Source organism: Stenotrophomonas sp. 22DLJC03, assembly GCF_056861405.1.
Genome location: NZ_JBSPUG010000002.1, coordinates 824,196 through 836,105, shown reverse-complemented (window position 1 = coordinate 836,105; position 11,910 = coordinate 824,196). Strand labels below are relative to the sequence as shown.

The 11,910-nt window shown below is 65.9% G+C and carries 13 protein-coding genes; 3 read left to right on the top strand and 10 right to left on the bottom strand.

Annotation, left to right across the window (positions count from 1 at the left end; genetic code table 11):
* Positions 1 to 89 precede the first annotated feature (89 nt).
* The 3 genes from AC13GA_RS09735 to AC13GA_RS09725 all read right to left on the bottom strand — a co-directional run bounded on the left by AC13GA_RS09735 (position 90) and on the right by AC13GA_RS09725 (position 3,286).
* On the bottom strand, positions 90 to 2,435 hold the full coding sequence (locus AC13GA_RS09735; protein ID WP_482997974.1) for a GH92 family glycosyl hydrolase: 2,346 nt from the start codon (positions 2,433 to 2,435) through the stop codon (positions 90 to 92).
* Between the two features lie 105 nt (positions 2,436 to 2,540).
* Positions 2,541 to 2,864 (bottom strand): thioredoxin family protein, encoded by a 324-nt coding sequence (locus tag AC13GA_RS09730; protein ID WP_295381417.1) that lies wholly within the window; start codon positions 2,862 to 2,864, stop codon positions 2,541 to 2,543.
* 5 nt (positions 2,865 to 2,869) lie between these two features.
* Positions 2,870 to 3,286, bottom strand: coding sequence for a baeRF12 domain-containing protein (locus tag AC13GA_RS09725; protein ID WP_136637933.1), 417 nt, complete (start codon positions 3,284 to 3,286; stop codon positions 2,870 to 2,872).
* Between the two features lie 163 nt (positions 3,287 to 3,449).
* On the opposite strand from AC13GA_RS09725, the gene AC13GA_RS09720 reads away from it, so the two are divergent.
* From AC13GA_RS09720 to proP, 3 genes are all read left to right on the top strand, one after another.
* Positions 3,450 to 3,677 (top strand): hypothetical protein, encoded by a 228-nt coding sequence (locus tag AC13GA_RS09720; RefSeq protein WP_046984635.1) that lies wholly within the window; start codon positions 3,450 to 3,452, stop codon positions 3,675 to 3,677.
* Positions 3,678 to 3,762: 85 nt separating this feature from the next.
* Complete coding sequence (locus tag AC13GA_RS09715) at positions 3,763 to 3,891, top strand: hypothetical protein (protein ID WP_430766074.1); 129 nt, start codon at positions 3,763 to 3,765, stop codon at positions 3,889 to 3,891.
* Positions 3,892 to 4,152: 261 nt separating this feature from the next.
* Positions 4,153 to 5,640 (top strand): glycine betaine/L-proline transporter ProP, encoded by a 1,488-nt coding sequence (proP, locus tag AC13GA_RS09710; protein ID WP_428708807.1) that lies wholly within the window; start codon positions 4,153 to 4,155, stop codon positions 5,638 to 5,640.
* A gap of 84 nt (positions 5,641 to 5,724) precedes the next feature.
* Here proP and AC13GA_RS09705 read toward each other — a convergent pair whose 3' ends face one another.
* The 7 genes from AC13GA_RS09705 to AC13GA_RS09675 all read right to left on the bottom strand — a co-directional run bounded on the left by AC13GA_RS09705 (position 5,725) and on the right by AC13GA_RS09675 (position 11,907).
* On the bottom strand, positions 5,725 to 6,345 hold the full coding sequence (locus tag AC13GA_RS09705) for a hypothetical protein (protein WP_482997973.1): 621 nt from the start codon (positions 6,343 to 6,345) through the stop codon (positions 5,725 to 5,727).
* Between the two features lie 79 nt (positions 6,346 to 6,424).
* Positions 6,425 to 7,045: an ATPase gene (locus AC13GA_RS09700; protein ID WP_253077735.1), complete on the bottom strand. Its 621-nt coding sequence runs from the start codon at positions 7,043 to 7,045 to the stop codon at positions 6,425 to 6,427.
* 3 nt (positions 7,046 to 7,048) lie between these two features.
* Positions 7,049 to 7,390 (bottom strand): type II toxin-antitoxin system prevent-host-death family antitoxin, encoded by a 342-nt coding sequence (locus AC13GA_RS09695; RefSeq protein WP_012511227.1) that lies wholly within the window; start codon positions 7,388 to 7,390, stop codon positions 7,049 to 7,051.
* Between the two features lie 70 nt (positions 7,391 to 7,460).
* On the bottom strand, positions 7,461 to 9,047 hold the full coding sequence (locus tag AC13GA_RS09690; protein ID WP_482997972.1) for a PAS domain-containing protein: 1,587 nt from the start codon (positions 9,045 to 9,047) through the stop codon (positions 7,461 to 7,463).
* Between the two features lie 9 nt (positions 9,048 to 9,056).
* A complete protein-coding gene (locus AC13GA_RS09685) occupies positions 9,057 to 9,461 on the bottom strand; it encodes a response regulator (protein ID WP_046984629.1) in 405 nt (134 codons plus the stop codon).
* Positions 9,462 to 9,597: 136 nt separating this feature from the next.
* Positions 9,598 to 11,052 carry a surface lipoprotein assembly modifier gene (locus AC13GA_RS09680; RefSeq protein ID WP_482997971.1) on the bottom strand — a complete coding sequence of 485 codons (1,455 nt, stop codon included), beginning with the start codon at positions 11,050 to 11,052 and terminating at the stop codon, positions 9,598 to 9,600.
* 90 nt (positions 11,053 to 11,142) lie between these two features.
* Positions 11,143 to 11,907 (bottom strand): Slam-dependent surface lipoprotein, encoded by a 765-nt coding sequence (locus AC13GA_RS09675; RefSeq protein WP_482997970.1) that lies wholly within the window; start codon positions 11,905 to 11,907, stop codon positions 11,143 to 11,145.
* Positions 11,908 to 11,910 lie beyond the last annotated feature (3 nt).

Below are 11,910 nucleotides of genomic sequence, written 5' to 3'. Positions count from 1 at the left end.
CCATCCGGTAGACGCCCACCTTGGTGGGCGCCGTTGACCTTCCGCGTGCCGACCAAGGTCGGCACCTACCAATCGTCATCTACTCATCGTCATCTGCTCATCGAATACGGCGCCTGCGCGCCCTGCCCCGGCCACGCCTTGTTCGGCTCGGCCTGCATGCTGAAACGCAGCTCGCCGCCGGCCAGGATCTCGTCATGGCGCAGGAAGGTGCGCTGCAACGGCTTGCCGTTGAGGCTCACGCTGCCGACGTAGGTGTGCTTGTCGTCCAGACCATCAGCCACGATGGTGAATGTCTTGCCGTTGGGCAGGCGCATCGCGGTTTTCGGCAGGAACGGACGGCCCAGGATGTACTCGCCACTGCCCGGCGCTACGGGATAGAAACCCAGCGCGGTAAACACGTACCACGCCGACATCTGACCGACATCATCGTTGCCTGCCAGGCCATCAGGACGGTCGGCGTACTGGGTGTCCATGATCTGCTTCAGGCGGGCCTGGGTGCGCCACGGCTGGCCGGCGTACGAATACAGGTAGGCGACGTGGTGGCTGGGCTCGTTGCCATGCGCATACCAGCCGATCAGGCCGGTGATGTCTTCCATGTGCTCGAAGATGGACGGATCCACCTTGGCGTTGAACACCTCGTCAAGGCGCGCGAGCAGCTTGTCACTGCCGCCGTGCGCTGCGGCCAGTCCGGCCACGTCCTGCGGCACGTACCAGGAGTATTGCCAGGCGTTGCCTTCGGTGTAGTCAGTGCCGTAGCCGCTGGCGCTGGGATCGAATGGGGTGCGGAAGCTGCCATCACGCTTGCGCGCGCGCATGAAGCCGGTGTCCTTGTCGAAAGCATTGCGCCAGTTGCCGGCGCGCTTGTCGAAGGTAGCGGCAACATCAGCCTTGCCCATGGCCTGCGCCATGCGTGCGATGGTCCAATCATCGAAGGCGTACTCCAGCGTCTTGCTGGCGGCCTCGCCTTCCTCGTCGATCGGCACGTAGCCCAGTTCGCGGTACTGCGCGATGCCATCGTACGGGCCGTAGTTGGCGGTCTCGACCATCGCCTTCAGCGCCTTGTCGGCGTCGAAGCCACGGATGCCCTTCACGTAGGCGTCGGCGATCACCGGCACGGCGTGGTAGCCGATCATGCACCAGTCTTCCAGGCCATGGAACGACCACACCGGCAGCATGCCGTAGGGGCTGTGCTCATGGTGTGCCAGCATGGAATTGACGAAATCGCTGTTGCGCTTCTCAGGCTGCACCAGGGTCAGCAACGGATGCAGCGCGCGATAGGTATCCCACAACGAGAAGGTGGAGTAGTTGGTATAGCCCTTGGCCTGGTGCACGGCATTGTCCGAGCCGCGGTACTGGCCATCTGCATCCATGAACAGTGTCGGCCCCAGCAGGGTGTGGTACAGCGCGGTGTAGGCGCTGCGGCGGGCATGCTCGGGGGCTTCGATATCCAGCACCGACAGCGCCTGCGTCCACTCCTGCTTGGCCTGCGCACGCACGCCATCGAAATCGAAATCGGCCACTTCCGCGTCGAGGTTGGCGATGGCGCCGGCCTCACTGACCGGAGAAATAGCTACCTTCACCACCAGCGGCGCGTCCAGCTTGCCGAAGGCGAAGGTGCCGACCAGCTGCCTGCCTTCGATCTGGGCGCGCTGCGCGGGATCCTTCTCGCCCGGTGGCGGGAAGCCCTTGTAGGCGATGTCCTTCTCGGTGTTGTGCAGTTCGTGTCCAGCCAGCGACCGCGAGAAGCGCATCGCGAAGAACACCTGGCGGCCGGGCGCCCATCCACGCGTTTCGCGGAAGCCGGTCACCGTGCCATCGGCACGCACCCGCACCCGCGACCACAGTACCTTGCCCGGGTAGTCGTACATGCTGGTGCGCATGTCCAGCAGCACCTTGGCTTCGGCGCCCTTGGGGAAGGCATAGCGGTGCACGCCCACGCGCGCACTGGTGGTCAGCTCGGCGCGTACCTTGTAATCGTCCAGGGTGACCGCGTAGTAGCCCGGCTCGGCCTTCTCGTCGTCGTGACGGAAGCGCGAGGCGTAGCCGCTGCGCGGCTTCTCGGGATCGCCACGCTCCAGGCCCGGATTGCCGGTGAACGGCATCAGCAGGATGTCGCCCAGATCCGAATGGCCGGTGCCGGAAAAATGGGTGTGCGAGAAGCCGACGATGCTGCTGTCGTCGTAGCGATAGCCGGCCGCCCAGCCGTAGGCCTTCTCGCGCGGCTGGATGCGCGTATCCGGGCTGAGCTGGACCATGCCGAACGGCACCGTGGCACCGGGATAGGTGTGGCCTTCGCCACCGGTGCCGATGAACGGGTCGACCGAGGCATAGGCCTTGTCGGCGGCCGTTCTGGCAGGAGCGGCCGACGCCAGGCCGGAGGCGAGCATCGCCGTGGCGGCGACGGCGATCAGGAGACGACGGTCCAGCGTGGGCATCGGCGTTTGGATCGATTCAGATGGTTGCCGGATGCTAGCACCGGGTTTGCTGCGCTGCATGTTGCAGTGCGGGCGTCCATCGGCCGTCTCAACGCTACATAGGCGTCAGTCCGGCAGTACGCCCTGCAACGTTGCTAGATCTGTGCTGTCGACCGGGCGCACCACCCGCGCCACTTCCAGGCCATCGCGCAACAGCATCACCGTCGGCCACAGCTTCACCTTGAACGCGCGGCCCAATGGCTTGCCCTTGCCATCTTCGATCTTCCGGTGCGGAAGATCGTTCGCCTCGACGAAGGCTCGCAACGCCGGCTGTGCAGCCTGGCAATGACCGCACCAGGCCGTCCCGAATTCCAGCAGCTGCCAGCCCGCCTGCGCCTCCACCTCCGCAGAGGTGGGCTCGGTCAGCAGGTGATCACGCATGAACGGCATGAGCGCTACGCCGCCAGTACCTTCTGGATGTCTTCCAGCGGCGCGTTGGTCAGATCCTTGGCGATGTCGCCCAGCAATCGCGCCTGGACTTCCTTGTGCAGCAGCGGGCGGATGCGGCCCAGCGTGGTCGGGTCGGCGATCAACACCAGGTGCGCATACCGGTTCTTCAACGCATCTTCGTTGAGCTGTTCGGCCACCTGCTTGGCAAACGTCGCTTCATTGAGCTGCGAGATCGACATGTCCTTGGGCACAGCACCGGCCGGGCCCTGCCCGGACACGCCCTGCTCGCTGATGTCCTGCAGGCGCAGCTCGCCTTCCTGCTTCAACGCAAGCTGGTGCGCGCTACCCACGTTGGTGAACACCCTTGCCGAACCACCATCGGCCACCACGATCAACGTTCCTTCGGGAATCGTACGCGCCATTGCACCCTCCATCAGTCAGAAAAAGTTGCTGTGTGCTCCACCCTATGCACATCGATGTCACCGGCGCGCCTACAGGATGTGATCCGGTCATCGCAATCTGCAATCCCCCCTAAATTTGTCCAGCGGCCTGCCGCTATGGCCTCCATCATCGCGAGGAACCTCTGTGCACGCTGGCTCACTGTTCCACGTCTACTTCGCCACCAGCCTGGCCATCCTCGGCTGCGCAGGGTGTATCCATCAGTTCCTGCAGGGCCAACCGCTGTTCTCACTCGCCATCATGTTCTCGGTGTTGACGGTGGTTGGTGCCGCACTGATTACGCGGCGGCTGGCGTTGCCGGGTGCGGTGGCGGTGGTCTGCACTGTGCTTGGATTGATGGCAAAGTCGGCCTGAGCCATCTGAACAGGCGACGTGGAACACAGCGTGCAGATCAGCCCGCTTCGCTGTACGCTCACGCCGATGCCGCTATCATGAACGGATGATCGACACGACCCACTACGTGACGGGCGCACCTGTTACGTGGAAAGCACTGCCGACCGGCGTTTCGCTTGCCACGATTGCTCCCGCCCTGAATTTCCATCGCCTCGCGCTGGATCCCGGCGGCTGACGCCCGCAGGCCCCCTGCCTGCATCCCCCACGCTGCTGTGACACCCGGCCGCTGACTGCGCTGCCGGTGTGATCCCGTTGCTGCGTTTCCGCCCCTGCGGCGGTGCTTTGCCGTGCGCGTGGCGTTGTGCCTGCACACATTCCCCGGCCCCCCACGCCGCGCTCCGATGCCCCTGCGCCACTTGCGCCTGCATCGCCGTTTCCGATTTCCGGGACACATCACATCGCCCATCCCCTATTCCATACCTACAAGGGAGCCCCCATGCAGGACACGCCTGATTCCCATGCCCATTTTGGCTGGTTCAAACGCCGCCGCCACCTCAAGGTCGATGAGATCACCGTCGTCGACAAGCCCATGCTCAAGCGTGCCGTCGGTGCCGCCGCACTCGGCAACGCGATGGAATGGTTCGACTTCGGTGTCTACGGCTATCTGGCCGTCACCATCGGCCAGGTGTTCTTCCCGTCCAGCAATCCCACCGCACAGGTAATCGCCGCGTTCGCCACCTTCACCGTGGCGTTCCTGGTGCGCCCGCTGGGCGGCCTGGTGTTCGGCCCGCTCGGCGACCGCTACGGGCGCCAGAAAGTGCTGGCGTTCACCATGATCCTGATGGCGCTGGGCACGTTCTCGATCGGCCTGATTCCCTCCTATGAGCGCATCGGCATCTGGGCGCCGGTGCTGTTGCTGCTGGCGCGCGTGGTGCAGGGCTTTTCCACCGGTGGCGAATATGGCGGCGCGGCCACCTTCATCGCCGAGTATTCCACCGACCGCAACCGCGGGTTGATGGGCAGCTGGCTGGAGTTCGGCACGCTGGGCGGCTACATCGCCGGCGCCGGTACGGTCACCGCACTGCACATGCTGTTGAGCAACGCACAGATGCTGGACTGGGGCTGGCGCATTCCGTTTCTGGTGGCTGGCCCGCTGGGCCTGCTCGGCCTGTACATGCGCATGAAACTGGAAGAAACCCCGGCGTTCCGCGCCTTTGCCGAGGAAGCCGAGAAGCGCGAGCACGAGCGTCCGGGGCTGGGTGCACTGTTCCAGGTGCACGGCCGCCAGCTGCTGGTGTGCATGGGCCTGGTACTGGTGTTCAACGTCACCGACTACATGCTGCTGACCTACATGCCCAGCTACCTCAGCGTGACCATGGGCTACGCAGAGAGCAAGGGCCTGCTGCTGATCATCATCGTGATGCTGGTGATGATGCCGCTGAACATCGTCGGTGGATTGTTCAGTGACAAACTCGGCCGCCGGCCGATGATCATCGGCGCCTGCATCGCGCTGCTGGTGCTGGCCATTCCGTGCCTGCTGCTGGTCGGCAGCGGCAACGACTGGATGATCTTCCTCGGCCTGATGCTGCTGGGCCTGGCCTTGGTGTGCTTCACCAGCTCGATGCCGTCCACCCTGCCAGCGCTGTTCTACACACCGGTGCGCTACAGCGCGCTGTCGATCGCCTTCAACGTCTCGGTATCGCTGTTCGGTGGCACCACGCCGCTGGTGACCGCGTGGCTGGTGGAACGTACCGGCGACCCGCTGGTGCCGGCCTATTACCTGATGGGCGCGGCGGTGATCGGCCTGATCACGATGCTGTTCGTGAAGGAAACCGCCGGCCTGCCGCTGCGCGGCTCACCGCCGGCCGTCGGCAGCGACAGGGAAGCCGCGGCATTGTTGAAGAGCGATGTGCCGGTCACAGTGGACCCAACCTTGCCGCCGTTGCCGGAGGCTGCAGAGCCTGAGCAGGTGAAACCGGCCTGAGGCCGGGCGCAGAACGCGATCCTCGCTTGGCGTGGATCTTCGGGGCCAGTGGCGCCGGGTACGTACACCCGGCGCTACCTGGCGCTACTTCTTGATGCGGGTCAGCTTCCCCGGCGTCCAACGCAGCGTCCAGGTGTAGTTTCCGTCCGGCGGACAGACGTGGCGGTTCGGGCTCTTCCATTCGCAGACCGTCGCCCCGGCACTGACGGTGAAATCGACAATGATGCGATCACCCTGGATGCGGATCGCGCGGATGGCGCCTGGAATCTGTTCAGCCGCGTCGTCACCATAGCCATACCTGCGGATGGCGGCATAGTCCTCTGCCTCCACCGGCGACAGGCTGTTCGGGTTCTCCTGGCCGCGTGGATCGTTCGCCGTCAGCTCCGTCATCACCGCTACCACATTGCTTTGCGCGAAGCTGCCACCGGTGTAGGTAGATGTGTAGAAGTACACAACCTCGGAACGGCCATCACCATCGAGATCGGCAACAGCCGTCCACGCCGGGCGGAAGTCCGATTCGATATCGCCGCCTGGAATAAGTCGCAGACTGGCTTCGGCGGCGTGGAAGGCCTGCACCAGGCTGGGCGGCGATGGTCGCTTGGCGGCGGGCGACGCGGCCATCGCCGGCATGCAGGACAGCGCCAGCGCCAGCGCTGCAAGCGTCAGGCGGATCGGGGTCGAGCGGAGCGTTGCGGATCCCTGCATGACATCCTCCTTGAATGTGCGAACAGCGTAGCGAAATCGTACCGGCCCTGTTGTGATCCTCGGCCAGGAAGTACCGGTCCTACCCGTCCAACTCCATCGCACGCATCACGATCGGCTTGGCCCAGTCAGGCGTATGCAGCAGTTCGGCCACCGAGACCGGGTATTGCAGCTGGCCGCGCTCCATCGCCAGCACCGGCAGCGGCTCGACGCAGCCCTCGGCGTCAGCCGGTGCGCTGTTGTCGTAGACATGCAGCTCGGCCAGGTGTGGCAGCAGCTCCAGCAGGTTCTCGCGTGCCGAATCGAAGCGGGCGTGGATCTTCTCCACCGGGATGTCATGGCCGCCGGCAGCTACCCGTGCGGCAACGCGGGCGATATGCAGCTCGACCGTGGCCAGGCCACAGAACCAGATCGCGACGTGATGGTGTTCGCAGGCCTCACGCAGCAGGCGTGGAATGGTGTTGCCACCCAGCGTGGTCTCGAAGGCGAAGTCCGTGCCGTCGGCCATGGCCTGGCGCAACCGGCGGGTACCTTCCTGCCAGGCCTCGGCATTGGCCTCGGGCAGCGGCCAGCCGGCCTCGACCAGGCGGCGGGTGAACGAATCGGGATTGAACCAGCCCAGGCCCTCCGCTTCCAGCCAGGTTCCCAACAACGAACTCTTGCCGGCGCCGTTGACGCCGGCCAGCACCAGGATCCGCCCCATCGGTCAGAGCGGACGGCCGAGGGTGACCTTGCGGCCGCGACGGATCGGCTGGCCCAGCACCTTGCCCAGCCCTTCCCCGCGCTGTAGGCCGGCCAGGGTCTGGTCGAACTCGCTGCGCAGGCGCAGCAGCTCCTCGCTGCGCTCACCCGCATCACCGCCGGCGGCCTTGGCCAGCAGCTCCTGATACGTGCGGATATCCACGATCACCGCTTCGGGATGATTATGGTTGGTGATGACCAGTGCCTGCTTCTCGCGCACGGTGCGCATCAGGCTCGGCCAGCCCCGGGTCTTCACCGACGAGGCCGGGGCCTTCTCAAGGCCAGGCAGATCCAGCGGCAGGGTCATGGCACGGCTCCAGACAGAAGTGGACTATGGCCACTATACCCAATTTGGCCAAATTGGGGATTAATGGCATTCACCTGCCTGTTCCAGCCTGGGGAGCGTCGGTCTGCAGCAGGCTGTCGCGCTCGCGCAGCGGGAAGCGGATCCAGGCGTCCAGGCCCTGTGCGCCAAAGCGCAGCTCGCCACTGCCGGCCAGTTCATAGGGCACGCGCTGCTCGATCAGGGATCGGCCAAGGCCCCGCTGCCGGGGCAACTCCCAGTCCTCCACCTCGGCATGGCGCTCGCACCAGTGCAGACCCAGCCACGGCTGCCCTTCCTGCACCTGCAGGTGCCAGGACACGTCGATATGCCCATCCTCATGGGTCAGCGCACCATGCCGCAGCGCATTGGTGGCCAACTCATGGATGGCCAGCGACAACACTTCAGCGGCCTTCGGTGGCAGTAGCACGTCCTCGCCCTGCAGGCGGTAGACCGCAGCAGGCGGGGATTGCGCCGCGATCTCCTCATCCAGCATGCCGCGCAGGCACACCCCCGCGTTGGCACCACGGGTCAGCAGGCTCTGCGTGCGCGCCAGTGACATCAGCCGCCCGCACAGGCGTTCGGCATACTCATCCACGCTGCCGACCGACTCGCGGGTACGCCAGGCGATGGCATGGATGGTCGACATGATGTTGCGCACCCGGTGCTGCAGTTCGGCCAACAGCACCGATTGGCGCTCGGTCGCACGCTTGAGATCATCGATGTCCACGGCAATGGCGAACACGCCGCTGACCTCACCGTCGGCGTCACGCAACGGAGCGGCCGCGACCCGCGTCCAGCGTGCGCGGCCATCATCGTGCAGGTACTGGAATTCCAGCCCCGGCACCACGGTCTCGCCGCGCATCGCCCGCGCAATGGCGAAGTCGTCCGGTGCGATGGTGGTGCCATCGGGATGGCAGCCGTGCCAGCGATGCTGGTTGTCCGCGTCCCTGGAAGGCACTTTGCCGGTGGGCAGGTAGGCGCGCATCTGATCATTGGAGAGCAGCATGCGACCCTGCAGATCGACGATGCACAGGCCCACCGGCAGCATCCTGAAGGCCAGTTCCAGGCGCCGGTCACTCTCGCGCCGCCGCAGCTCCTCGCGCTCACGTGCGGCCAGCGCCATGTGTGCCGCGGTGGTCTCGAACATGGTCACCAGCACCCCGTTGATCCGCCCCTCTTCGCCACGGATGGGGCTGTAGGTGATGGTGAACCAGACGTCTTCCAGGCACCCATGGCGGACCAGCGGGTACAGTTTGTCTTCGAAGGTGAGCGTCTCGCCCTGCCATACACGGGTATAGAGCGGACCGTTGATGTGCCAGACCTCGGGCCAGCATTCCCGGGTCGGCTGCCCAAGCCCGCCAGGGTGCTTGTCGGCCAGGATCTCGGCGTAACCATCGTTGTAGAGCTGCACCAGCTGTTCGCCCCACAACACGATCATCGGGAAGCCGTGGGCCAGCATCAGATCTACGGTGGCGCGCAGGTGCGGCGGCCATTGCTCGATCGCGCCCAACGGGCTGCGTGACCAGTCATGGCGGGCGATACGCGCGGCCATGCCATCGTGGCGCGCGTGCGGGCGCGGCGTGGGTGGCATTCCGCCACGCAGCTCGGCGGCGTGAATGCCTTCAGGACGGCGCGACATGCCGCGCAATCAGGCGATGCCCGCAGGGACCTGCGGCGTCGCCACCAGCCCGGCCAGCTGCTGCACCAGGGCTTCGATGTGATAAGGCTTGGTACAGCGCGGCGCGCTGGCGAAGCGGCTGGGCAGGTTGTCGTCGTAGCCGGAGGTCAGCAGGAACGGGGTACCGGCCTCGGCCAGGCGGTCGGCCAACGGATAGACCTGTTCGCCACCGAGGTTGATGTCCAGAAGGGCCACGTCGATCGGATGGGCATCGACCAGCTGCCCCAGCGCCTGCAGGTTGCCCGCCGGCCCCACCACCTGTGCGCCTTTCAGCTCCAGATAGTCGACCAGGAACATCGCGATGGCGAATTCATCCTCCGCCACCAGTACACGCAGCCCTTTCAGGCCCTCTGGTTTGTTGCCCGCTTCCAGCACGACCGGCGCTCCTCGATACACGCGGCCCACCTCTGCCGCAACGCCCGCAGGATGCGCGAACCGGGCTACAAGGGCGCGTGATGATGGATGAAGGTCGCGGCCACGGCGCGTTCACCGCGGCATTGCAGCGGCGCGTTCAGAAGGCCCGCTCCCACTTCAGGCTGAGCAGGCTGCGGTCGTGGCTGTACAGCCAGTCGACATTGCTGTCGATGCGGGCATAACGCAGGCTCAGGCTGGGCACCAGCCCGGCCACGGCCAGGCGCTCGCTGCGGACGATGGCGATCAGGTTCTGTTCGTCGTCCTGCCTGCGCGCCTCCAGCAATGGACTCCAGGTGTCGTAGTCGCGATGGCGCAGCGACACGAATACGGTGGCCGTGGTGCCGATCCACTGCCGTGCCGCGCCCAGCCGCAGGCCGCGCTGGCGGTAGCCGTTGGCTGGGTCGGCTGCGCTGCTGTCGGTGACATCCAGCCCGGCGAAAACCGTCCAGCGCGGGTTGAGCGCGCGGAACCAGGTGGCATACAACGATGCCAGCTCGCCGTCGTAGTTGCTGGCCAGGCCCTGCTGTCGATACCGCTGGCGCTTCCAGTCGGCCTCCAGCTTGAGCAGGCTGCGTGCATCCAGGGCGTACTGCCATTCCCCGTGCACGCCACTGCCGCCCTGCAGCGCATGGTTGCCCAGGCCCTGGTAGTCATAGCTGGGGGCAAGCAGCACGGTCTGCCGTGCACTACGCCAGCTGTAACCCGCCTGCACGTTGGCATTGAGCTCGTTGTACGCACTTTGCCCGCGCCATGTCTGTCCGAAGGCGAGACCGCGCACGTACAGCCCATGATGCCCGCCGAGCACCCAGCGCCGTTCCAGGCTGGCGTCGTAGTCGAGGCCCGCCGCGCGCTGGGCGTCGGGCAGTTTCCGTTCGATGATGCAGGCGTCGCCCACGCCGAACAGGCAGGTGCGACTGGCCGAGCTGCGGTTGATGTTGTCACTCCATGCCGGGCCGGCGGACAGCGCGCCTTTCCAGCGCTGGCGCGCCTGCAGGGCACTCAGGTAGCCGTCCACGCGAGCGCGGACGCCGGCCGTGGCCGGATCATCGGCATTGATGCCCGCAGCGATGGCCCTGAACAACGCGACCGCATCGCGATCGCGCTGGTCTTCTGCGTAGACACGCGCCAGTTCAAGGCGCGCCGGCAGGAAATCCGGCTGCGCCACCAGCAGTGCTTCGTACTCCTTCGCCGCGCGGCGATGGTCGCCCGCCACCCGCGCCAGCGCCCCCTGCGCATAGTGGCGCAGCAGTGGGTCATGGCCGGGCAGTTCGATGTACTCCTCGAGGAACGCAGCGGCGGCCTGCCATTGCTGATGCTGCAGTGACAGGTAGAGAGCCTGGCCAAGATCATCGACGGTGCGCTCCACGCGCAGCGTCTGGCCGTCGATGGTGATGGTCGGCCGCTCCGACTCGGCCTGCTGCAGGCGATGCTGGTCCTGCTGCTGGTGACGCAGGTCGGTGCCCTGTTCGAGCACGCGGCGAAGATCGTCCTGCTGGGCGCGCACATCGGCGGCCGCCAGCAGCAGAACGACAAGGAAGATGGAGTGGCGCATGGTCGATCCGTGGTGGTGCATGCAGCGGGCCGAAGCAGGGACTGGCGGATCGCGGCTTGCCCCTGCCCTGCCCCGTCAGGGGCGTGGCAATCAGTTCTTGCTGCCGCCGAAGGCGGTGTCGTACTGGCTGTTGCCACTGAAGGTGGCGATACCGGCCAGGGCGGCCGCGTTGGCGCCGAAGAACTGGCCCTGGGTGGTGCCAGCAACGCTGCCGTTGGCAGTGGCCGAACCGGCGAACGACGCATTGGCGCTGTTGATGTTGGCGTTGACGTTGATCGCCAGGCCGCCACCGGTCAGGCCGCCGAGCAGCTTGCCGCTGCCGAAGTCCGCACGGAAGGTTCCCGACAGCAGGTTGCTGCCGTTGAACTTGTTCAGGCCCGCAACGCTGTAGGTGGCCACACCGGCCGGAAGCGTGGTGCCGGCACGGTCACCGACGAAGTAGACCTGGCGGTTGTTGAAGCCACCAGCGGCGCCATCCTTGGACCACTCGCCGAACCACACATCGCCGCTGCCAACCTTGACGAAGTTGAAGTGGCCCATGCCGGCATGGCTGCCCGGTGCGCCGGTGATCGGCATGGCCAGCGTGCGCACAGCGGTGCCATTGACGGTGGTGGTGCCCGAGTACAGGCTCAGGCCCTGGAAATCGACCGGCTTGGCGTTGGAGACGGTGCCGACGCCGATACCGGCCTTGCCTGCCTTGTGCGGGCCACCGTTGACCTGCGATTCGCCGACGGCGACGTAGAGCTCGGCGTCGGTCACCGGGCTGGCCGCACCGACGATGTCAGCGGCATGCGCGGCGCCGGCCAGGGCAAAGGTGGCAGCAACGGCGAGAACCGAACGGGAGAACATTTTCATGGT